Source organism: Kitasatospora arboriphila, assembly GCF_039528095.1.
Classification (GTDB): Bacteria; Actinomycetota; Actinomycetes; order Streptomycetales; family Streptomycetaceae; genus Kitasatospora; species Kitasatospora arboriphila.
In genome coordinates this window covers 13,546-35,022 of sequence record NZ_BAAALD010000013.1, presented here as the reverse complement: position 1 = coordinate 35,022, position 21,477 = coordinate 13,546, and the positions used below count along the sequence as shown (strand labels likewise).

Annotated in this window: 17 protein-coding genes; 11 read left to right on the top strand and 6 right to left on the bottom strand. The window is 74.1% G+C overall.

The genetic code is table 11. The annotated features are described in order from the left end of the window. Positions 1-139: 139 nt before the first annotated feature. From ABD353_RS09870 to ABD353_RS09855, 4 genes are all read left to right on the top strand, one after another. Positions 140-2,584 (top strand): endonuclease/exonuclease/phosphatase family protein, encoded by a 2,445-nt coding sequence (locus tag ABD353_RS09870; protein WP_344623115.1) that lies wholly within the window; start codon positions 140-142, stop codon positions 2,582-2,584. A gap of 173 nt (positions 2,585-2,757) precedes the next feature. Next, positions 2,758-3,690, top strand: a complete 933-nt coding sequence (locus ABD353_RS09865; protein WP_344623114.1) for an alpha/beta hydrolase — start codon at positions 2,758-2,760, stop codon at positions 3,688-3,690. A 16-nt stretch (positions 3,691-3,706) separates the two neighbouring features. Next, complete coding sequence (locus ABD353_RS09860) at positions 3,707-4,510, top strand: helix-turn-helix transcriptional regulator (RefSeq protein WP_344623113.1); 804 nt, start codon at positions 3,707-3,709, stop codon at positions 4,508-4,510. Next, positions 4,507-5,448, top strand: coding sequence for a nucleotidyl transferase AbiEii/AbiGii toxin family protein (locus ABD353_RS09855; RefSeq protein ID WP_344623112.1), 942 nt, complete (start codon positions 4,507-4,509; stop codon positions 5,446-5,448). Before ABD353_RS09860 ends, ABD353_RS09855 begins: the two co-directional genes overlap by 4 nt. A 38-nt stretch (positions 5,449-5,486) precedes the next feature. Here the strand turns inward: ABD353_RS09855 and ABD353_RS09850 are convergent, their stop codons facing one another. Then, a complete protein-coding gene (locus ABD353_RS09850; protein ID WP_344623111.1) occupies positions 5,487-6,413 on the bottom strand; it encodes an SGNH/GDSL hydrolase family protein in 927 nt (308 codons plus the stop codon). Positions 6,414-6,705: 292 nt separating this feature from the next. On the opposite strand from ABD353_RS09850, the gene ABD353_RS09845 reads away from it, so the two are divergent. After that, a complete protein-coding gene (locus ABD353_RS09845; RefSeq protein WP_344623110.1) occupies positions 6,706-8,361 on the top strand; it encodes an FAD-binding dehydrogenase in 1,656 nt (551 codons plus the stop codon). Positions 8,362-8,419: 58 nt separating this feature from the next. On the opposite strand, the gene ABD353_RS09840 is transcribed toward ABD353_RS09845, so the two are convergent. Then, complete coding sequence (locus ABD353_RS09840; RefSeq protein WP_344623109.1) at positions 8,420-8,854, bottom strand: CBS domain-containing protein; 435 nt, start codon at positions 8,852-8,854, stop codon at positions 8,420-8,422. 253 nt (positions 8,855-9,107) lie between these two features. On the opposite strand from ABD353_RS09840, the gene ABD353_RS09835 reads away from it, so the two are divergent. Next, positions 9,108-9,512, top strand: coding sequence for a (2Fe-2S) ferredoxin domain-containing protein (locus ABD353_RS09835; protein WP_344623108.1), 405 nt, complete (start codon positions 9,108-9,110; stop codon positions 9,510-9,512). Between the two features lie 3 nt (positions 9,513-9,515). On the opposite strand, the gene ABD353_RS09830 is transcribed toward ABD353_RS09835, so the two are convergent. Continuing rightward, a complete protein-coding gene (locus ABD353_RS09830; protein WP_344623200.1) occupies positions 9,516-10,001 on the bottom strand; it encodes a hypothetical protein in 486 nt (161 codons plus the stop codon). A gap of 84 nt (positions 10,002-10,085) precedes the next feature. On the opposite strand from ABD353_RS09830, the gene ABD353_RS09825 reads away from it, so the two are divergent. Then, complete coding sequence (locus ABD353_RS09825; protein WP_344623107.1) at positions 10,086-10,853, top strand: aminotransferase class IV; 768 nt, start codon at positions 10,086-10,088, stop codon at positions 10,851-10,853. Between the two features lie 44 nt (positions 10,854-10,897). Here ABD353_RS09825 and ABD353_RS09820 read toward each other — a convergent pair whose 3' ends face one another. From ABD353_RS09820 to ABD353_RS09810, 3 genes are all read right to left on the bottom strand, one after another. Continuing rightward, positions 10,898-11,371: a Dps family protein gene (locus tag ABD353_RS09820; protein ID WP_344623106.1), complete on the bottom strand. Its 474-nt coding sequence runs from the start codon at positions 11,369-11,371 to the stop codon at positions 10,898-10,900. A 76-nt stretch (positions 11,372-11,447) separates the two neighbouring features. Further along, on the bottom strand, positions 11,448-12,110 hold the full coding sequence (locus ABD353_RS09815) for a ThuA domain-containing protein (protein WP_344623105.1): 663 nt from the start codon (positions 12,108-12,110) through the stop codon (positions 11,448-11,450). Between the two features lie 132 nt (positions 12,111-12,242). Beyond that, complete coding sequence (locus ABD353_RS09810; protein WP_344623104.1) at positions 12,243-15,062, bottom strand: glycoside hydrolase family 3 C-terminal domain-containing protein; 2,820 nt, start codon at positions 15,060-15,062, stop codon at positions 12,243-12,245. A gap of 492 nt (positions 15,063-15,554) precedes the next feature. On the opposite strand from ABD353_RS09810, the gene ABD353_RS09805 reads away from it, so the two are divergent. The 4 genes from ABD353_RS09805 (at position 15,555) to ABD353_RS09790 (ending at position 21,467) form a co-directional block, all read left to right on the top strand. Beyond that, positions 15,555-17,231, top strand: coding sequence for an extracellular solute-binding protein (locus ABD353_RS09805; RefSeq protein ID WP_344623103.1), 1,677 nt, complete (start codon positions 15,555-15,557; stop codon positions 17,229-17,231). A gap of 90 nt (positions 17,232-17,321) precedes the next feature. After that, on the top strand, positions 17,322-18,326 hold the full coding sequence (locus ABD353_RS09800) for an ABC transporter permease (protein WP_344623102.1): 1,005 nt from the start codon (positions 17,322-17,324) through the stop codon (positions 18,324-18,326). Next, positions 18,323-19,273, top strand: a complete 951-nt coding sequence (locus tag ABD353_RS09795; protein ID WP_344623101.1) for a carbohydrate ABC transporter permease — start codon at positions 18,323-18,325, stop codon at positions 19,271-19,273. Before ABD353_RS09800 ends, ABD353_RS09795 begins: the two co-directional genes overlap by 4 nt. Positions 19,274-19,520: 247 nt before the next feature. Further along, entirely contained in the window at positions 19,521-21,467 is a 1,947-nt protein-coding gene (locus ABD353_RS09790) for a beta-galactosidase (protein WP_344623100.1), read from the top strand. The last annotated feature ends 10 nt before the right edge of the window (positions 21,468-21,477 follow it).

Genomic DNA, 21,477 nt, shown 5'->3' with positions numbered 1-21,477 from the left:
TCTTACTGCACGGTATCTACGCGAGTAGTCACCAACTCTGACACACCCTCAGCACCCGGCGAGCCCACGTCCGCCGGGTGACCGTGCTGCCCGCACGCGGTGGACCCGCGTCCGCCGGCAGATTAAGGAGCCCCTCCCGGTGACCGAAACCACCGCCGCCCGCAACCCCCGCTCCCGCCGGAGACTGCTGCGCGCGACCGTGCTGTCCTCCTCCGTGGCGGCCTCGCTGGTCCTCGTGCCGCTGCCCTTCGCCACCGCCGCGCCCTCCGCCGACGCGGTCGTCTCCGAGGTCTACGGCGGCGGCGGCAACTCGGGCGCCACGCTGAAGAACGACTTCATCGAGCTCGCCAACAAGGGCGGCGCCGCCTTCGGCCTCGACGGCTGGAGCGTCCAGTACATCTCCGGCACCCCGGGCGCCAGCAGCACCTGGAGCGTCACCCCGCTGAGCGGCGCGATCGCGCCCGGCGGCCGCTTCCTGATCGCCGAGGCCGCGGGCACCGGCGGCACCGTCGCCCTGCCCACCCCGGACGCCTCCGGCACCCTCGCCCTGTCCGGCACCTCCGGCACCGTCGCGCTCGTCCAGGGCACCGCCCCGCTGACCTGCAAGACCGCCGCGGACTGCGCCGCCGACACCCGGATCCGCGACCTGGTCGGCTTCGGCACCGCCGTCGTCCACGAGGGCAGCGCCTCCGCCGCCGGCGCGAGCAACACCGCCTCGGTCGCCCGCGGCGCCGGCCTGCCCGACACCGACGACAACGCCGCCGACCTGAAGGCCGGCGTGCCCACCCCGGTCAACAGCAAGGGCGAGACCGCCGACGCCGGCGACGGCTCCGGCGCCACCGGCCCGACCGAGCCCGGCACCGTCCGCATCCACGACGTCCAGGGCAACACCCGGATATCCCCGAAGGCCGGCAGCACCATCCCCGGCATCCCCGGCATCGTCACCGGCGTGCGCACCACCGGCTCCAAGGGCTTCTGGATCCAGGACGCCACCCCGGACGCCGACCCGGCCACCAGCGAGGCGATCTTCGTCTACACCGGCAGCGCCGCCCCGACCGTCAAGGTCGGCGACTCGGTGCTGGTCACCGCCAAGGTCACCGAGTACTACCCGTCGTTCACCGGCGGCAGCCAGTCCGTCACCGAGCTGAGCGCGCCGAAGACCACCGTGCTCTCCTCCGGCAACCCGCTGCCCGCCGCCGTCCGCCTCGACGGCCGCAGCATCCCCGCCGCCTACGCCCCCGAGGCCGCCGGCGCCACCATCGAGAACCTGCCGCTGCAGCCCGCGGCCTACGCGCTCGACCTGTACGAGTCGCTGGAGGGCATGCGGGTCGAGGTCGCCGACGCCCGCGTCGTCCAGGCCACCGACAAGTACGGCGAGCTGTGGGTGGACGCCTCCTGCGAGGACCCGGCCACCCGCCGCGGCGGCGTCGTCTACCTCGGCTACGACAGGCCGAACACCGGCCGCCTGATGGTGCAGTCGCTGATCCCGGCCGCCGAGGGCGCCTTCCCGGTCGCCAACGTCGGCGACCGCCTCACCGGCACCACCGCCGGCCCGCTCGACTACAACCAGTTCGGCGGCTACACCGTCGCGGCCACCACGATGGGCGCGCTCAAGGACAACGGGCTCAAGCGAGAGGTCACCGCCCGCCCGCTGCCGAGCGAGGCCACCATCGCCACGTACAACGTGGAGAACCTCGACCCGTCCGACCCGGACGAGAAGTTCGCCCAGCTCGCCCAGGGCATCGTCACCAACCTGCGCTCGCCCGACGTGGTCGCCCTCGAGGAGATCCAGGACGACAACGGCGCGGTCAACGACGGCACCGTCACCGCCGGCGCCACCGTCGCCAAGTTCGTCGCGGCCATCAAGGCCGCCGGCGGCCCGGCCTACGAGTGGCGCTCCATCGACCCGGTCGACGGCAAGGACGGCGGCGAGCCCGGCGGCAACATCCGCCAGGGCTTCCTCTTCAACCCCGCCCGGATCTCCTTCACCGACATCCCGGGCGGCGACGCCACCACCGCGGTCGACGTCACCGGCACCGGCAAGGCCACCGCGCTGACCGCCTCCCCGGGCCGCATCGACCCGGGCAACGAGGCCTGGACGACCAGCCGCAAGCCGCTGGTCGGCCAGTTCTCCTTCAAGGGCAAGCCGGTCTTCGTGATCGCCAACCACTTCAACAGCAAGGGCGGCGACCAGGGCATCGACAGCCGCTTCCAGGCCCCGACCCGCAGCTCCGAGGTGCAGCGGACCAAGCAGGCCGCCGTCGAGCACGCCTTCGTGGCGAAGCTGCTCGCCGCCGACCCGGGCGCCCGCGTGGTCTCCCTCGGCGACTTCAACGACTACCAGTTCTCGCCCGCGCTGCAGACCCTCACCGAGGGCGGCGTGCTCCGCGACCTGGTCAACGAGCTGCCGGCGTCCGAGCGCTACTCGTACGTCTACCAGGGCAACTCCCAGGTGCTCGACCACATCCTGGTCAGCCCCGGCCTGAAGCGCCAGCACGTCGACTACGACGTGGTGCACGTCAACAGCGAGTTCGCCGCCCAGGCGAGCGACCACGACCCGCAGATCGTGCGCATCAAGCCGTGACCCGCGGCTGAACGGCGGGGCGCGGCCCGGGACTTCCCCCGGGCCGCGCCCCGCCCGCGTTCCCGTCGACCCGCCGCCCGCGCCCGTTCCGCCGTCAGAGGGCCCGAGCGTGACGCGGTTCACAGGAAAAGGGTGACAGGACGCTGTCGCGGGCAACCGGCACAGTCGGGGTCATGACGATCACAGACGAGGACTGCCTCTCCGAGACCCTGGCGTTCAACGCGCAGTTCGAGGCCGCCGCCGCGGGCCGCCCGGCCCGCGGACGGGCACCCGACACCGCCGTACTGGCCCACCTGCGGCGCAACCGGCTCGGCGGGGACACCCCGCCGGTGAGGCTGGCGCACGGCCGGGACCGCACTGTCGCGGGCGGCGTCCGGGTGAGGGTCTTCGTCCCGGAGCAGGTGACCGGCGTCTACCTGCACATCCACGGGGGCGGCTGGGTGTTCGGCTCCGCGGACGGCCAGGACGAGCGGTTGTGGGGGCTCGCCGAGCAGGCCCGGCTGGCCGTGGTGAGCATCGACTACCGCCTCGCCCCCGAACACCCCTTCCCCGCCGGGCCCGACGACTGCGAAGCCGCAGCGTCGTGGCTGGTGGAGCACGCGGCGTCCGAGTTCGGCACCGAACGGCTGCTGATCGGCGGCGAGTCGGCCGGCGCCCACCTCGCCGTGCTGACGCTGCTGCGCCTGCGCGACCGGCACGGCCTCACCGGAGCGTTCCGCGCGGCCAACCTGCGCTACGGCGTCTACGACCTGTCGATGACACCGAGCCAGCGCAACTTCGGCCCACGCCGGCTGCTGAGCAACACCGACTCCCTGCAGGGCAGTTACGAGCTGTTCACGCCCGGGGCGGGGGAGGAGGGGCGCCGCAGCCCGGAGATCTCGCCGCTGTTCGCGGACCTCACCGGGCTGCCGCCCGCCCGGATCGTCGTCGGTACCGAGGACCCGCTGCTCGACGACTCGCTGTTCCTGGCCGCCCGGTGGCGGGCGGCGGGCGGGCGCGCGCACCTCGGCGTCGTCGCCGGTGCGATGCACGGCTTCACCCTCTTCCCGCTGACCGCCACCGAGCGGGAGGTGCGGCGGGAACGGGACTTCCTGGCCGCCGCGTGAGGGTAGCGTCGACGGCATGAAGCGAACCGCCCGACTGTACACGCTGGTCGAGGAGTTGCGCGCGGCGGCGCCGCGACCCCTGACGGTCGCGGTGCTCGCCGGGCGGTTCGAGGTCAGCGGGCGAACGGTGCAGCGCGACCTCCAGACCCTGATGGAGGCCGGCGTCCCGGTGCGTGCCGTGACCGGACGAGGCGGCGGCTGGTCGGTCGACCCCGGGACGACGCTTCCGCCGATCCACCTCACCGCCGAGGAGGCCTCGGCGCTGACCGCCGCGCTCGCCGCGGTCGGCGCCGCCACCCCCTACGCGGGTGCGGCCCGCACCGCGGCCCAGAAGATCACGGCCGCGATGACCGGTCCCGCCTCGGCCGCGGCGCGGGAGTTCGCCGCCCGCGTCGTCGCCCTGCCCGGGCACGGCGACCCCGCGATCCGCACCGCGGTGGAGCAGGCCCTCGCCGACGGCACGGTGCTGCGGCTGTCCTACACCGACGCGGAAGGACGGGAGAGCGACCGCGTCGTGGAACCGGCCGGCCTGCTCACAGCCGGGGGCCGGTGGTACCTGATCGCCTGGTGCCGCATCCGCAGGGCCGGCCGCGGCTTCCGGCTGGACCGGATCTCCGCGGCGGCTCCGACCGGTGAACGGGCTCACCCCCGCGACCTGGCCGGACTGCTCCACGGCTCGACCGCCGCCGGCGCGGGACGGCCCGCCGTGCTGGCCGAACTCGCCGGCCGGTCGGGGCGGTCCGAAGGAACGGATCCGGGGTCCGCCCAGGCCGTCCGGCCCGTCCGGCTGTCGGTGCCGGCCGCTAGCGTGCGGCCGTGACCAGCCGGACGACCGCCGAGGCCCACCGGGCCGTCCTCGACCACGTGCTCGCGACCGCCGCCGGCGCGCCGTGGATCGACGGCCTGGTGCTGCGCGGCAGCGCCGTCCTCGCCGCCTGGTGCCCGGAGACCGCCAGGCCGCCCGCCGACCTCGACTTCGTGCTGCGACCCGTCCCCGCGGTGCCGATCGACCCGCTGGACCCGTACCCGCACCTCGACACCGCCGACGCCGTGCTCTGCGATCCGGAGACCGCGCACGGTGCGGGCGCCGCCGAACTCTGGGACCCGGAGGGCGTCGAGCCGCGCGGCCCGCGGGTCCGGCTCCCGCCCGAGGGCCTGCACTGGCTGCCCGACACCGAACCGGAGGACGTGCCGTACGGCGATCTGCTCGACCGGCTGCGCGACGAGCCCGAGGCGGCGCCCGGCCTGCGGATCGACGCCGGGGCCGCCCGGCACGAGGGCCTCGGCGGCTACTACGCCCCCTACGGCGACGGCTGCGGCGGGGCCACGGGCCTGCGGCTGACGGTCCCGTGGACGGTGGACGGGCTCGCGCCGGGCACCCTGCGGGTCGACTTCGCCTGGGACGAACCGCTGCCCGAGCCGCCGGTGTTCACCGCGATACCGCGCGCCGACGGCGGGCCCCCGGCCGTCCTGCCCACCGCGAGCCGCGAGCTCTCGCTGGCCTGGAAGCTGCTGTGGCTGCTCGTCGAGGGCACCGGCGGCGCCGCCCGCGGCAAGGACCTCCACGACGCCGTCCTGCTCGCAGAGCACCCGGCCACCGACCTCGACGCCCGTCTCCTGCACCGCGTACTGCGCCGCGCCCCGCACCCCGTGGGGCCGGAGGACCTGCCGCGCTGCCGCGTCGACTGGCAGGGCTTCCCGGGCACCCCCGGAGCGTGGCTGGACCGCCTGGTGCGCGCCCTGGCGGCGAACGCCTGAGGGGTGCCGGGCACCCTCCGGGCGTTCGCCGGTTACCGCTACTTGCCGAGCGCGGCGAGGACGGCCCGGGCCATCACCTTCTCGCCGGTGGCGTTGGGGTGGAAGGGCACGGCGGGGGAGCCGGGCAGGGCGCCCTCGATCCAGCGGTCGCCGGAGCAGACGTCGTGGCCGCGGGTGGGGGTGAGGGTGTCGACGTAGGTGGCGCCGTTGGCGGCGGCCGTGGCGGCGAGCTTGTCGTTCAGCCGGTGCAGGATGTCGCGCAGGTAGGCGACGTCGCCGGTGGTGATGGGCTGGCGGCCGATGCAGTTGCGCTCGTTGTCGGGCAGCACCGACGGGTAGCCGACCAGCAGCACCTTGGCGTGCGGCGCCTTGGCGTGGATCTTCTGCAGGGCGGCGGCGATCTGCGGGCCGGCCGCGTCGATCCGGTTGACCAGGGTGTCCGCGCCCCACTGCCAGGACCAGGTGCGGAAGTCCCAGTGGCCGTGGGCGTAGACGTCCTTGCAGGGGGTGCCGAAGGGGTTGACCACGGCGCCCGCCATGCAGGTGGCGATGACGTCGCCGATGCCGAGGTCGGAGGTGCCGAGCTCGTTGCCGCCGATGCCGAGGGTGACCAGGTCGGTGCCGGCCGAGACGGAGTCGAGCTGCGGGTCGTTGACCCGGATGAAGGCGTCGTACTGGGCCTCCGTCAGGTCGGAGACCTTGGCGGCGCCGCAGGTCGCGTCGCGGTAGCTGGCACTGCCGAGTTCGGCTGCGACCAGGTGGCCGTAGTTCTTGCTCGACCGCAGGCAGAGCCCGGCGTACTGTGAGGGGACGCCGGCGCCGGCCGCGTACGAGTCTCCGAGGGCGACGTAGTCGCCGCCCGAGTCCGCGGCGTTCGCGGCGGGGGCGCCGAGCAGTCCTGCGGCGGCGGTCGCGAGGACGGCGCTGACCAGGACGGACGAGCGCTTCAGGGCATGGCTGAACACGGTTCCTCCTGGGGAAGAGAAACGGGGCAGGGGTGGGGGCGTTACTGCTCAGTAAGTTACTGGCACGTTAACGCAGTTGTCCAGATATTAGACACTCAATTCACGCCTGAAATTCCGTCAGATCACGCCCCGAATTACGCTCCACGGTGAAGCGTTCGGCATTTCCACTACTCGGTGGAGCGAAATTCGGGCGGTGGGGTTACCGGCCGGTTGACCTGCGCCCGGCCAGGGGCGCACCATGCTGGTCACACCGAGATCGACAAGCCGCTCCCAGCCCTGGAGGACCGCCCGGATGGCACTCGACGCCGACGTGATCGTGATCGGAGCGGGCCTCGCCGGCCTGGTCGCCACCGCCGAACTGGCCGAGGCCGGCCGCAGGGTGATCCTCCTCGACCAGGAGCCCGCCGCCTCGCTCGGCGGCCAGGCCCACTGGTCCTTCGGCGGCCTCTTCCTGGTCGACTCGCCCGAGCAGCGCCGCATGCGCGTCCGGGACTCCCGCGACCTCGCCTGGCAGGACTGGCTCGGCACCGCCGGCTTCGACCGCCCCGAGGACGCCTGGCCGCGCCGCTGGGCCGAGGCCTACGTCGACTTCGCCGCCGGCGAGAAGCGCGCCTGGCTGCACGAGCGCGGGGTGCGGTTCTTCCCGGTGGTCGGCTGGGCCGAGCGCGGCGGCCTCACCGCCACCGGTCCCGGCAACTCGGTGCCGCGCTTCCACATCACCTGGGGCACCGGCCCCGGCCTGGTCGAACCCTTCGCCCGCCGGGTCAAGGCCGCGGCCGGCAAGGGCCTGGTCGACTTCCGCTTCCGCCACCGGGTCACCGCCCTCGCCGCGACCGGCGGCACCCTGGACACCGTCAGCGGCGAGATCCTCGCCCCCAGCGCCGCCAAGCGCGGCGAGTCCAGCTCCCGCGAGGTCACCGGATCCTTCGAACTCCGGGCGCAGGCCGTGATCGTGGCCTCCGGCGGCATCGGCGGCAACCACGACCTGGTCCGCAAGGCCTGGCCCGCCCGCCTCGGCACCCCGCCCGAGCGGATGCTCTCCGGCGTGCCCGCCCACGTCGACGGCCTGATGCTGGGCATCGCCGGGGACGCCGGCGGCCACCTGATCAACGGCGACCGGATGTGGCACTACACCGAGGGCATCGAGAACTGGGACCCGATCTGGCCGATGCACGGCATCCGGATCCTGCCCGGCCCGTCCTCGCTCTGGCTGGACGCCCGCGGCCACCGGCTGCCCGTCCCGCTCTTCCCCGGCTTCGACACCCTCGGCACCCTCGAACACATCATGACCACCGGGTACGACCACACCTGGTTCGTCCTCACCCAGAAGATCATCGAGAAGGAGTTCGCCCTCTCCGGCTCCGAGCAGAACCCCGACCTCACCGGGAAGTCCATCAAGGGCGTGCTGGGCCGGGCGCTGCCCGGCGCGACCGGTCCGGTCGAGGCGTTCAAGGAGCACGGCGTCGACTTCGTCGTCGCCGACACCCTCGACGAACTCGTCCGCGGCATGAACGCCAAGACGCCCGGGGCGCCGATCGACGCCGCCGAGCTGCGCCGCGAGGTCGAGGCCCGGGACCGCGAGATGGCCAACCCGTTCTCCAAGGACCTCCAGGTCACCGCCGTCCACGGGGCCCGCCGCTACCTCGGCGACAAGCTGATCCGCACCGCGACCCCGCACCGGCTGCTCGACCCCAAGGCCGGCCCGCTGATCGCCGTGCGGCTCAACATCCTCACCCGCAAGTCGCTCGGCGGCCTGGAGACCGACCTCTCCTCGCGGGTGCTGCGCGCCGACGGCACCGTGCTCGACGGCCTGTACGCGGCCGGTGAGGCGGCCGGCTTCGGCGGCGGCGGCGTGCACGGCTACCGCGCCCTGGAGGGCACCTTCCTCGGCGGCTGCCTCTTCTCCGGCCGGGCCGCGGGCCGGGCCGCCGCGGAGGCGACCGGGTGACGCCCGAGGGGCGCGGAGGACCCTGCGGTCCTCCGCGCCCCCGGGGGGCGTCGCGGCGTCAGCGGCTCACGTAGATGCTGTCCATGAACTCGATGATCTGGCGGTCGGTCAGCCGCTGGCCGTCGCGGTGGCCCATCGCGAGGTCGGCCTCGCTGATCATCCCGACCAGCCGGCCGTTCTCGATCACCGGCATCCGGCGGATCTGGTGCTGCTCCATCTTCTTGAGCACCGTCTCCATGTCGTCGGAGGCCTTCACGCAGTGCAGGTGGCCGGCCAGGTCCATCGCCATCATGGTGGACGGGTCCTTGCCGGCCGCCAGACACTTCACCACGATGTCCCGGTCGGTGATGATGCCCTTGAGCATCCCGTCCGGGCCGCAGATGGGCAGGGCGCCGACCTCCATGTCGCGCATCATTTTCGCGGCGGCCATCAGGGTCTGGTCGGCGTCGATGCACTGGGCGCCGCGGTGCATGATGTCACTGGCAGTGGTCACGGGGGTTTCCTCTCGTCGTCCGCTCGTCGTCCGTGGGGTCGGCCGCCGGTCGCGGCCGCGACGGCACGCGGAGCGTGATGGTGCGATCACCATATGCATCACCGTCCGGGGCCGCGCGCGGAGCCGGCGGCCCGCTGCGGCAGAATCTCCCCAGGTGCCGACCGTTGTGGCGGTGCCGTTCGTACCGGTCCGCCGTCCTCGGAGCCGTCACCCGTTCGGCGGCGCGCGGCGGCGGGCACCAGGGAGGGAACCCATGGCCCGTCGTCCCCGCAGCCAGCCGCCCGCCGCGCCCGCGCCGGTCACCGTCACCGTCTGCCGGGGCTGCTGCTGCGGCACGACGGCCAAGCATCCCGGCGTCGACCACCAGGGCCAGCTGGCCCGGCTGCGCGAGGGGATCGGCGAGGCGGGCAAGGTCCGGGCGGTGGACTGCCTGGACGCCTGCGGGCACTCCAACGTCGTCGTGGTCGGCCCGTCCAGCGAGGGGCGGCTGGCCGGCGGCCGGCCGGTCTGGCTCGGCTGGGTGCTCTCCGAGGACATGATCGACGAAGTGGTGGAGTGGGTGCGGGCCGGCGGCCCCGGCCTGGTGCCCGCGCCGGGCACCCTCGACCTCCAGGAGTTCACCGTCTCCCGGCGGGTCCGCGAGAACCTGCCCGGCTGACCGTCAGGCCGCCGCCCGGGCCGACCCGTCCGGCCACACCACCCGGACCGGCACCCCGGCCTGCCGTGCGGTGGCCACCATGTCGGCGGTGCCGCCGAGGCCGCGCCCCGGCCGGCCGTCCCAGACCGCGACCACCAGGTCGGCCCGGCGCAGCAGTTCGGCGTTGGCGGCCTGGTACGCGGTGTCGGACTGCTCCCGGTACGGCAGCACGACCGCCGCGGCGGCAGCCGCGAGCAGCCGGTCGAACGCGGCCCGGTCCGGCTCGGCGAGCCAGCGGCGGTAGCGGGGCGAGGGCAGGACGGCGACCAGGCGACCGCCGGCGGCGAGCACCTCCTCGGCGAAGAGCGAGTCCGCCCCGGGCGCGAGGCAGGACAGGCCGATCAGCCCGGCGGGGCGGTGCGCGGCGAGCAGCGCCCGCAGTTCGTCCCGCACCAGCGGTACCGTCCGCTCGGAGAGGTCCAGGTGCCCGGTCACCGCGATCGCCGTCATGCCGTCCTCACCGGTCGTCGCCGCCGGCCCGTACCCGCCGGGCCGAGCCGAGGCTACCGCGGCGGCTGCTGCCATGCTGGGCGCATGGCGGAACTCGACGGGCGGCCGGCCACGGCCGCACAGCTGCAGGCCCTGGCGCTCACCAACTACGGGCACTTCACCACCATGCTGGTGGAGGACGGCCTGGTCAGGGGCCTCGGGCTGCACCTCGCCCGGCTGGAGCGGGACTGCCGCGAACTGTTCGGCGCCGACCTCGACCTGGAGCGCGTCCGGGCGTACGCGCGCCGGGCGGCGCCGACGGCCGGGGCCGCGACGGTGCGGGTGACCGTCTTCGACCCGGAGCTGGACCTCGGCCGGATCGGCGGCGCGGCGAGCCCGCGGGTGCTGGTGACGACCCGTCCGGCCGGGCCGGCGGAGCTGCCGCCGCTGCGGGTGCGGACCGTCCGGTACGAGCGGGACGCGCCGCACGTCAAGGGCGTCGGCCTGTTCGGGGCGCTGCGCGAGCGGCGGGCCGCACAGGCGGCCGGCTACGACGACGCCCTGTTCACCGACGCCTCCGGGGCCGTCTCCGAGGGCGGCACCTGGAACATCGGCTTCGTCCGCGGCGGCGAGGTCCTCTGGCCGACGGCCGATCAGCTGCGCGGCACCACCATGGAACTGCTGCAGGCCGCCCACCCGTGGCGGGCCTTGCGGATCACCGGCGCGGCGGGCTTCGAGGCCGCCTTCGCGACCAACGCCGCCGTCGGGGTGCGCCCGGTGGCGGCGGTGGACGGGACGGACCTGGCGGTGGCGCACCCGGTGGTGGCGGCCCTGCGCGCGGCGTACGCGGCGGTGCGGGGGGAGCGGCTGTAGCAGCGGGGCCGCGCGGGGCACCCCGCGCGGCCCGCGGAACGGGCTCAGCCGGTGTGTTCGGCCTGCGCCATCCAGGAGTACTTCTCCAGGTCGGCGGTGAGGCCGATCAGGATGTCCTGGCTGACCGGGTCCGGGTCGGCGGTGGCGGTGATCCGCTGCCGCATCCGGGCGATCACCGCGCCGAGGGCGGCGACCAGGGCCGCCACCGTGTCGTCGTCCTGGATCGGTCCCGAGACGGGGGCGGTGATGCCGCTGCTGTCGGCGACGGTCCGCGCCCGGCCGTCCGGCGGGAAGCCGATCGCGGCGGCCCGCTCCGCCACCGTGTCCGCGTGCTGCCGGGCGAGCGCGACGATCTCGTCCAGCTGCAGGTGGACGGAGCGGAAGCGCGGGCCCACCACGTTCCAGTGCAGCTGCTTGCCGACCAGCGAGAGGTCGACCAGGTCGACCAGGGCGCCCTGCAGGGCCTCGCCGAGCGCGGTGCGGTCGGCGTCGGGCAGCGGGCTGTGGATGGCGTACATCGGGGCTGCTCCTCGGGCTCGTCCGACTCCGGCGCCCGTCAGCCTCTCACAGGAAATCGGTCAAACCGGGCATCTCTCACTTCTCGCCGAGCGCATGCCGGACACCGCCCAGCAGGTGCGCCCGGAAGCAGGCATCCCGGTAGGCCTCCGGCGCGTGGCCGATCGAGGTGTAGAAGGTGGGGGCGCCGTCGTGCTCGCCGGACCAGGCGATCGGGTGGCCGGGGCCCATCAGCCCGCCCTCGTAGTCGTCCTCGTCCACGGTGAGCAGCACCCGCACGCCGCGCTCCCAGGGGTCGGTGCGGAAGTTGTACCACTCGTCGGTCCACGTCCAGCTGGGCGGAAGGTGCGAGGTGGCCGGGTGGCCGCTGTCGGCGGTGCGGACGGTGGCGGTCTGGATCGGCGGGTGGCTGTGGAAGCGGGCCCCGACCAGGCCCTCGTACCAGGGCCACTCCAGCTCGGTGCCGGCCGCGCAGTGCACGCCCATCCAGCCGTTCCCGGCGCCGAGGTGGGCCCGCAGGGCGTCCCGTCCCGGCTCGTCCAGCACGTCGCCGCCGGTGGAGAGGAAGACCACGGCGGCGTAGCGGCGCAGCGAGCCCGGGCGGAACTCCGAGGGCTCGTCGGTGGCGTCCACGTCGAAGCCGTGGTCGGCGCCGAGTTCGCGCAGCGCGCGCACGCCGTCGACGACGGACTCGTGCGGGAAGAGCAGGTTGCGGGTGTGAACGAGAATCCTGGCGGTCATGGGGGCTGATCCTGCCTCAGCGGGTACGTGCCGGGGGAGGGCTCGGACGGTCCGTGCACCCTCCGTGCGCGATCCGTGCGCGGATCGCCAAGTGCCGGCCCCGCAACCGCCGCCGCGGGGCCGGCACCCGGCTCAGCCGAAGGCGGCCTCGGCCAGCCGCAGCGCGCCGCGCAGCACGATCCGCAGCTCGTGGACGCCCTTGGCGGGCGCGGCGAGGTCGGCCCGGACGGCCGTCCAGGCGTACCGGCCGCCGGTGGCGGGCACCTCGATCCGGGTGACCGCGCCGGCCAGGTGCAGCTCGACGGCGGCCGGCCCGGCGCCCTCCCGGGCGGCGGTGAGCTCGACGCGGGTCGCCCCGTCGCCGAAGTCCACGGCGCGGAAGACGAGTCGGGCCGGGGTGGGGCCCCCGCCCGCCACCGCCTCGCCGCCCTCGCGGCTGCGCTCGACCAGCCGGACGCCCGCCGCCTCGTCGAAGTCCCGGGCGGCGATCGGGCCGGCGAGACCGGGGCGGGGCGGTGCTGCCGGGCCGGTCAGGGCGAGCTCGGCGGCGGCGCGCAGGTCGGCGCTGGAGGCACCGGCGGCGAGGGTGTACCGGCCGGGGTCGACCGTCCAGCGGCCGTGCCCCGGGTCGAAGCGGCCGAGCGCGGCGAGCGGGACACGGAAGGCGACCCGCCGCTCCTCGCCCGGGGCGAGCTCGATCCGCTCGAAGCCGACCAGCCGCCGCAGCGGGGTGGCGACCGGGGCGTCGTGCGCACGGCCGTACAGCTGGACGACCTCGGCGCCCGCGCGCGGGCCGCGGTTGGCGACGGTCAGCTCCGCGAGGGCGTGGTCGCCGTCGACGGCAGCGGTCAGCGCGCCGTAGCGGAACTCGGTGTAGGAGAGGCCGTGGCCGAAGGGGTGCAGCGGCTCCTCGTCGAGGTAGAGGTAGGTGCTGCGGGCGGTGATGATGTCGTAGTCCAGCAGCCCGGGCAGCGGCTGGTCGGCGCGGTACCAGGTCTGCGGCAGCCGGCCGGACGGGTTGTGGTCGCCGAGCAGCACGTCGGCGAGGGCCGCGCCGCCCTCCTGGCCGCCGTGCGCCGTCCACAGCACCGCCGCGACGTCGGCCCGGGCCCGCTCGTGCGCGTACGGGTAGCTGCTGACCAGGGCGAGGACGGTGCGCGGGTTGGCGGCGCGGGCCGCGCGCAGCACCTCCTCCTGCTGCGGCGGCAGGGCCAGGTCGGGGCGGTCCTCGGTCTCCCGGCCGTTGACGTGCGGGTCGTTGCCGACCACGACGACCACCGTGCCGGCCGCGGCGGCGAGAGCGGCGGCCCGCTCGGCGCCGGCCGAGACGGTGCGGACGGTGAACGGCTCGGCCTGCTCGCGGGAGGACGCGTAGGTGGTGAGCGCGTCGCTGCCGGCCGCGAGCGCAACCCAGTGGCCGCTGCCGAGGTGCCGGAGGCGCACCCGGCCGTCCTCGCCGCGCTCCAGCCGGAAGGTCTCCTGGACGACCCACTCGTCCGGGTGGTCGGCGGTGGCGGCGAGCAGCCCGTAGCCGTCCTTGGTCAGGTAGCGGCCGTCGTGGGCCTGCAGGGTGGTGACGCCGTGGCCCCAGTCCTGGACGGCGAAGCCCTCGTGCTCGCCGACGTGCTCGGCCGAGACGGCGAGGGTGCCGTCCGGGGCGGCCGAGAGGTAGCGGCCGGTGGCGGCGGAGCGCAGCGCGATCCGGTCCAGGCCGTCGGCGTGGAGCACCCGGTCGGCGCCGAGCCGTTCGCGCAGTGCGTCGAGCAGGGTGGTGCGGTGCAGCAGCGAGCCGCTGTACCAGTCGCGCAGCACGTCGTCGCCGAGCGGGCCGAGCACGGCGAGGGTGCCGTCGGCGGGCAGCGGCAGCAGGCCGCCCTCGTTGCGCAGCAGCACCACGGCCTGCCGGGCGGCCTGCCGGGCGAGCCCGCGGTGCGCCTCGCAGCCGATCACGTCCTGGCCGGTTCCGGCGTACGGGTCGAGCTCCGGGTCGAGTTCGCCGCAGTTGATCCGCATCAGCAGTTGCCGGCCGACGGCGGCGTCGATGTCGGCCTCGGTGACGAGGCCGCGCCGCAGCGCCTCGGTCAGCCGGGCGGTGGTGACGGGGGAGTCGGTGCCGTGGTCGGTGAAGCTGTCCACCCCGGCGCGCAGCGCGGCGGCGTGCGCCTCGGCGTGGTCGGCGGACCACCGCTGGGCGGCGACCAGGTTGGACGGCGCCTCGGCGTCGCTGCAGACCAGCAGGTCGGCGCCGTTCTTCCACTGCCGCAGCTCCTCCTTCAGGTAGGGGGTGAGGTGCGCGGGCCGCCCGTTGACCAGGTTGTACGAGGGCATCACGGCGGCCACCGCACCGGCCTCCACCGGGCCGCGGTAGCACGGCAGTTCGTACTCGTGCAGGACGCGCGGCGGCAGGTCGGAGGAGCTGGTGGTGCGGTCGGTCTCGTTGTTGTAGCCGAGGAAGTGCTTCAGGGTGGGCGCGGTGCGCCAGTGCACGGGGTGGTCGCCGCGCAGGCCACCGGTGTAGGCGGCGGCGAGGTCGGCGGTCAGCGAAGGGTCCTCGGCGTAGCCCTCCTCGTTGCGGCCCCAGAGCGGGTGGCGCAGCGGATTGACCACGGGCGCCCAGACGTTGAGGCCGATCCGGGCGCGGCCGGGGGCGGCGGGCCGCTCGTGGAAGGCACGGACCTCGGTGGCGACGGCCTCGCCGACCCGGCGCAGCAGCGCGCGGTCCCAGGTGGCGCCGAGGCCGACCGCCTGCGGGAAGGACGTGGCCGGGCCGAGCCAGGAGACGCCGTGCAACGCCTCGGTGCCGGTGGTGTGGGCGGCCAGGCCGAGCCGGGGGACGGCGGGCGCGTGCTGGTGCAGCAGGGCGATCTTCTCGTCCGTGGTGAGCCTCGACAGGAGGTCCTCGACCCGTCGGCGGGCGGGCAGCCGGGCGTCGCGGTAAGGGGCGTCGGGCATGGATGGTCCTCCGGTGCGGCACGGGGGCGGAGCTGTGGCTTCACGAGGTGGTCGGTCGAAGCGCTTCGAAATTGGCAGTGGCACCGCAGGCTGTCAAGATGGCCGACCGCCGGGCCGGGCCGCCCGGGCCGGGTGTTCCTGCTGGTCCAGACCGATTCGACAGGGCCGCAGGTGGCTGTCCCGAAGCGGTCGCACGGTCTGTTCCACCGTCAAGTCCTGAACCGTGAAGCGCGCGCAAACCCTTGTGCGACGGCCGCGGCTGGCCTAGCCTCGGCGCCACGTTGAAGCGCTTCGACAGTGCGGCCGGGCCACCGCCGCACCGCCGGGGCGCCCTTCTGCGCCACCCCCGCACCGTCGTCACACCCTCGCGGCCCCCGCCGCGGACCTCCCACCCAGCCGCACCCCCCGGGGACGCCGCCGGCCGGGCGCGGCCGAGCCGCCGGCCGCCCCACGACCGAGCGCCCCGCCACACGACGAAGGGCCCCACCCGCCATGACCAGCGCTGACAGAGTCGGCTCCGCCCCCCGCCCGTCCCGCCGAGGCTTCCTCGGCGCCGCCGTCGCCGCAGCCGCCGCGGTCACCGGCGGCGGCCTGCTGACGGCCTGCTCCTCCGGCACCGGCCGCGCCGGCGGCAAGGGCGGTGTCGCCACCGGCAGTGCCCTGCAGAACGCCCTGCCCGCGTTCGCGGCCTCCACCCTCGTGACCCCGGACATCCCCGGCTCGAACGGCTCCACCCCGGCCTTCCTGAAGTTCCCCGCCGAACTCAAGGCCTCCGTCGCCGCGAAGCCCGGCAAGGGCGGCTCGTACACCTTCTTCACCCCGCTCTGGGGCTCCGACCCGGGCAAGGGCAGCAAGTACTTCGCCGCGATGGACGAGGCGCTCGGCATCAAGGTGAACTGGCAGCTGCAGGACGGCGTCACCTACCAGGACAAGCTCGGCGCGGTGCTCGCCGGCGACAGCATCCCCGATCTGTTCTGCGTCCCCGGCTGGAACATCAACGGTCAGATCCCCAACGCCATCAGCGCCAAGGCCGCCGACCTCGGCCCGCACCTCTCCGGCGACAAGGCCAAGAAGTACCCCAACCTCGCCGCGATCCCCACCGACGCCTGGAAGATGTGCATGTTCGGCGGCAAGCTGCGCGGCCTGCCGATGCCCAACCGCCCGCTCGGCGGCGTCGTCCCCTACTACCGGGCCGACGTCTTCGCCGAGAAGGGCTGGACCCTGCCGAAGACCGCCGACGAGTTCCTCGCCCTCGCCAAGGAGATCACCAGCCCCACCGCCAAGGTCTGGGCCTGCGAGGACATGTGGTGGACGGCGCAGGTCATGTTCAACTGCGTCCCCGGCACCATGCCCGGCTACTGGAAGCAGCAGGACGGCAAGCTCGTCCACCTGATCGAGACCGACGAGTACGTCGAGGCGCTCTCCTGGACGCAGAAGCTCTACGCCCAGGGCAGCGTCCACCCCGACTCCGTCGCCGGCAAGGCCAACGACGCCAAGACCCGCTTCACCTCCGGCCAGTCGCTCATCATGAACGACGGCGACGTCATGCGCGGCATGATGAACGAACAGGCCAAGGCCAACCCGAAGTTCCGCATCAAGCCGATGGACTTCTTCGCCCACGACGGCGGCAAGCTCGAGCTCTACATCGGCAACCCGGCCGGCATCTTCAGCTTCCTCTCCGCCAAGCTGCCCGCCGAGAAGATCGAGGAACTGCTCGCCGTCGCCGACTACGCCGCCGCGCCGTTCGGCAGCAAGGAGTTCGTCCTCGAGAAGTTCGGCGTCGAGGGCGTCCACTACAACCGCGACGCCTCCGGCACCCCCGTGCAGACCGACCTCGGCACCAAGGAGGTCCTCTCCTCCTACGAGTTCGTCGCCTCGCCGGCCGCCACCATCGCCTGGCCCGACCAGCCGCAGGCCGCCACCGACTTCGCCAACTGGATGGGCCGGATGATGGCCTTCGCCAAGAAGCCGCTCTTCTACGCGATGCAGATCCAGGAGCCGAGCCGCTACGCCTCGCTCTACACCCCGTTCGACGACCTGCAGAAGGACGTCGTGCGCAACCGCAAGAAGATCTCCGACGTCAAGGACGCGGTCGACAACTGGCGCAAGAACGGCGGCGAGGAACTGCGCGCCTTCTACCAGGACATCCTCGACAAGTCCTCCAGCTGACCGCGCGCCGGCCGCGCCGGCGCACCCCACGACATGCACTACGGCCGCCCGGTGGCGCATCGCACCGGCGGCCAGGGCGGAGCACCCACCATGACCAGCAGGGCCCCAGCAGCCGACCGGCCGGCACCGCCGCCGGCCCCACCCGCCGACAGCCGACCCGCGGGGCCCGCCGCACCCCGGCGCGGCATCACCCGCAGGCAGCGGCTGCGCCGCGACCGCACCCTGCTGCTGATGACCCTGCCCGCCGTCGGCCTGCTCCTGGTCTTCAACTACGTCCCGCTGCTCGGCAACGTCGTCGCCTTCCAGGACTACGACGTCTACGGCGGCGGCATCACCGGCAGCGCCTTCGTCGGCTTCGAGAACTTCGCCGCCGTCTTCGGCGACGCCCGGTTCTGGGAGGTGGTCGGCAACACCCTCTCCATCACCGCCGTCCAGCTGCTGCTGTTCTTCCCGATCCCGATCGCCCTCGCGCTGCTGCTCAACAGCGTGATGAGCGGCCGGCTGCGCACCCTCGTGCAGAGCGTCCTCTACCTGCCGCACTTCTTCTCCTGGGTGCTCGTCATCACCGTCTTCCAGCAGATGCTCGGCGGCGCCGGCCTGATCGCCCAACTGCTGCGCCGGCACGGCGTCGAGGGCTTCGACCTGATGACCGACCCCACCCTCTTCAAGTACCTGCTGACCGCCCAGTCCGTCTGGAAGGACGCCGGCTGGGGCGTCATCGTCTTCCTCGCCGCGCTCAGCGCCGTCTCCGACGAGCTGTACGAGGCCGCCGCCGTCGACGGCGCCGGCCGCTGGCGGCGGATGTGGCACGTCACCCTGCCCGCGCTGCGCCCGGTCATCGCGCTGCTGCTGGTGCTGCGGGTCGGCGACTCGCTCTCCGTCGGCTTCGAGCAGATCCTGCTGCAGCGCGACGCGGTCGGCGTCGGAGTCTCCGAGGTGCTCGACACCTACGTCTGGTTCCGCGGCATCCGCAGCGGCGACTTCAGCTACGCGGCGGCGGCAGGCCTGGTCAAGGGCCTGTTCAGCCTCGGCATGGTGCTGCTGGCCAACAAGGCCGCCCACAAGCTGGGCGAGCAGGGGGTGTACGCCAAGTGACCACCGCACCCGCGACCACCGCGCACCCGACCGCCGCGGCCGGGCTCCGCCCCTCCCGGCCCGGCGCCCGCCCCGCCTGGGAGGAGGAGGCCGGGCCCGTCGGCAAGGGCCTCAAGGGCCTCACCCTGAGCGGCATCTGCCTGCTCGTCCTCGGCCCGCTCTGGGTGGTCGTCGTCACCAGCCTCTCCGACGCCGCGACCGTCACCGACGCCGGCGGCCTGGTCGTCGTCCCCGGGCACCTGACCGTCCGCGCCTACGCCGAGGTGCTCTCCGGCGGCGCCGTCACCCGGGCCGTGCTGGTCAGCACCGGCATCACCCTGGTCGGCACGGCCGTCTCGATGACGGTGTCGGTGCTCGCCGCCTACGGCCTCTCCCGGCCCGGCAGCTTCGCGCACCGGCCGATCCTCGCCATGATGATGATCACGATGTTCTTCGGCGCCGGCCTGATCCCCAGCTACCTGCTGATCCAGAACCTCGGCCTGATGGACAGCTACTGGTCGCTGATCCTGCCCGGCTGCGTCTCGGTGTTCAACCTGCTCGTGCTGCGCTCCTTCTTCATGGGCACCGCCCCCGAACTCGTCGACGCCGCCCGGATCGACGGCGCCGGCGAATGGCGGATCCTGTGGCAGGTCGTGCTGCCGCTGTCCCGCGCGGTCGTCGCCGTCATCTCGCTGTTCTACGCGGTCGGCTACTGGAGCTCCTGGTTCAACGCCTCGCTCTACCTCAACGACCAGAGCCGCTACCCGCTGCAGAACGTGCTCAACTCCTTCGTGCTGCGCCACCAGGCCCCCACCGGCATGTCACAGGCGATCAACACCGGTGCGGTGCCCGGACTCTCGGTGCAGATGGCGGTCATGGTGATCGCCCTGGTGCCGGTCGTCTGCGTCTACCCGTTCGTCCAGAAGCACTTCCAGAAGGGCATGCTGATCGGCGCCGTCAAGGGCTGACCAGCGACAGGCCCGGAGCGTGTTTTCAAGACGCACGGGTGCCTCAGGGGCGCGTGGGGGCACCTCCCGGCCGAAGGCCGGGGGAGGACTGCGCAATTCGGATGCGAGCCACCGCGGGGCCCCGGCAGTCGGATTCCTCAGGAGCACCACTCCCGGACTGCGCAGTTCCCCGCGCCCCTTGGGGCTGACCAAACGCCTTTGAAGAGACCCCGTAGCACCGGACCACTGAGATCCGAAAGGACCCCCCATGCCGTCCCTTGCCGACACCACCCGTGGCCGGATCCTGTTCGGCGGCGACTACAACCCCGAGCAGTGGCCCGAGGAGACCTGGGCCGAGGACGTCCGGCTGATGCGCGAGGCCGGCGTCACCACCGCGACCGTCGGCGTCTTCTCCTGGGCGCGGCTGGAACCGGTGCCGGGGGCCAGGGAGTTCGGCTGGCTGCGGCGCGTCCTCGACCTGCTGCACGAGGGCGGGATCGAGGTCTGCCTGGCCACCCCCACCGCCTCCCCGCCGCCCTGGCTCGGCGAACTCCACCCCGGCACCCTGCCGGTCACCGCCGAGGGCACCCGTCTGCACTGGGGCTCGCGCAACCAGTGGTGCCCGTCCTCCGCCGACTACCGCCGCCACGCGCTCGCCCTGGTCGAGGACCTCGCCGCCGCGTTCGGCCGCCACCCGGCCGTCCGGATGTGGCACGTCAACAACGAGTACGGGCCGGTCTGCCACTGCGAGGAGACGGCCGGGCGCTTCCGGGACTGGCTGCGCAAGCGGCACGGCGGCCTGGACGCCCTCAACGAGGCCTGGGGCACCGCCTTCTGGAGCCAGCAGCACAGCAGCTGGTCCACCGTCGGGCCGCCGCTCGCCGCCCCGTACCTGCCCAACCCGGCGCAGGTGCTGGACTTCCGCAGGTTCTGCTCCGACGTCCTGCTGGAGTGCTTCACCGCCGAACGCGACGTGCTCCGCCGCCACAGCCCCGACCTGCCGGTCACCACCAACTTCATGACCCTCTACCCGCACGTCGACTGCTGGGCCTTCGCCGCCGAGCAGGACGTCGTCTCGCTCGACGCCTACCCCGACCCGGCCGACCCCCGCGCCGCCGTCCGGGCCGCCCTCGGCCAGGACATGACCCGCTCCCAGGCCGGCGGCCCCTGGGTGCAGATGGAGATGGCCGCGTCCGCCGTCAACTGGCGCGGCGTGAACCGGGCCAAGCCGGTGGAACGGCTCCGCCTGGAGGCGCTGCAGGCCGTCGCCCGCGGCGCCGACGGCCTCTGCTTCTTCCAGTGGCGGGCCTCCCGGCAGGGTGCCGAGAAGTTCCACTCCGCGCTGCTGCCGCACGCCGGGACGGACACCCCGCAGCACCGGGCCGTCCGCGCACTCGGCCGCGAACTCCCGCTGCTCGCCGAGGTGGTGGGCACCGAGGTGCACGCGGAGGTGGCCGTCGTCTTCGACTGGCCGAACTGGTGGGCGCTGGAGCAGCGCGGCCGCCCCTCCGACCGGGTCGACCTCGCCCCGCTCGCCCTCGCCTGGCACGGCGCCCTCTGGGACGCCCACCTCACCGCCGACTACGTCCACCCGGAGGCCGACCTCACCCGCTACCGGCTGGTCGTCGTCCCCAACCTCTACCTCGCCTCCGACCGGGCCGTCGAGAACCTGGTCGCCCACGCACGCCGCGGCGGTACCCTGGTCGCCGGCTTCTTCACCGGTGTCGCCGACGACCAGGACACGATCCGTCCCGGCGGCATGGACGGACGGCTGCGCGACCTGCTCGGCGTCCACCCGCTCGAGTGGCGCCCGCTCGACGCGCCCGCCGACCTCGCAGGCGGCGGCACCGCGGACCTGTGGAGCGAGGAGCTGCGCCTCGCCGAAGGCACCGAGATGATCGCCTCGTTCGCCGACGGCATGCCCGCCGCCACCCGGCACGGCCGCGCCCACTACCTCGCCACCCTGCCCGAACCCGCCGTCCTGCGGCGGCTGCTCGCCGGCGCCGCCGACGCCGCCGGCGTGCACCCCGAACTGCCCGGCCTCCCCGACGGAGTGGAGGCCGTCCGGCGCGGCGGACTGCTCTTCGTGCTCAACCACACCGCCGCCCCGGTGCACCTCCCCCTGTCCGGCCCTCACCGGAACCTGCTGACCGCCCGCGACACCGCCGCCCTGCAGCTCGCCCCCCACGGCGCAGCGGTGCTGCGACCCATGTGACCCGACAGGA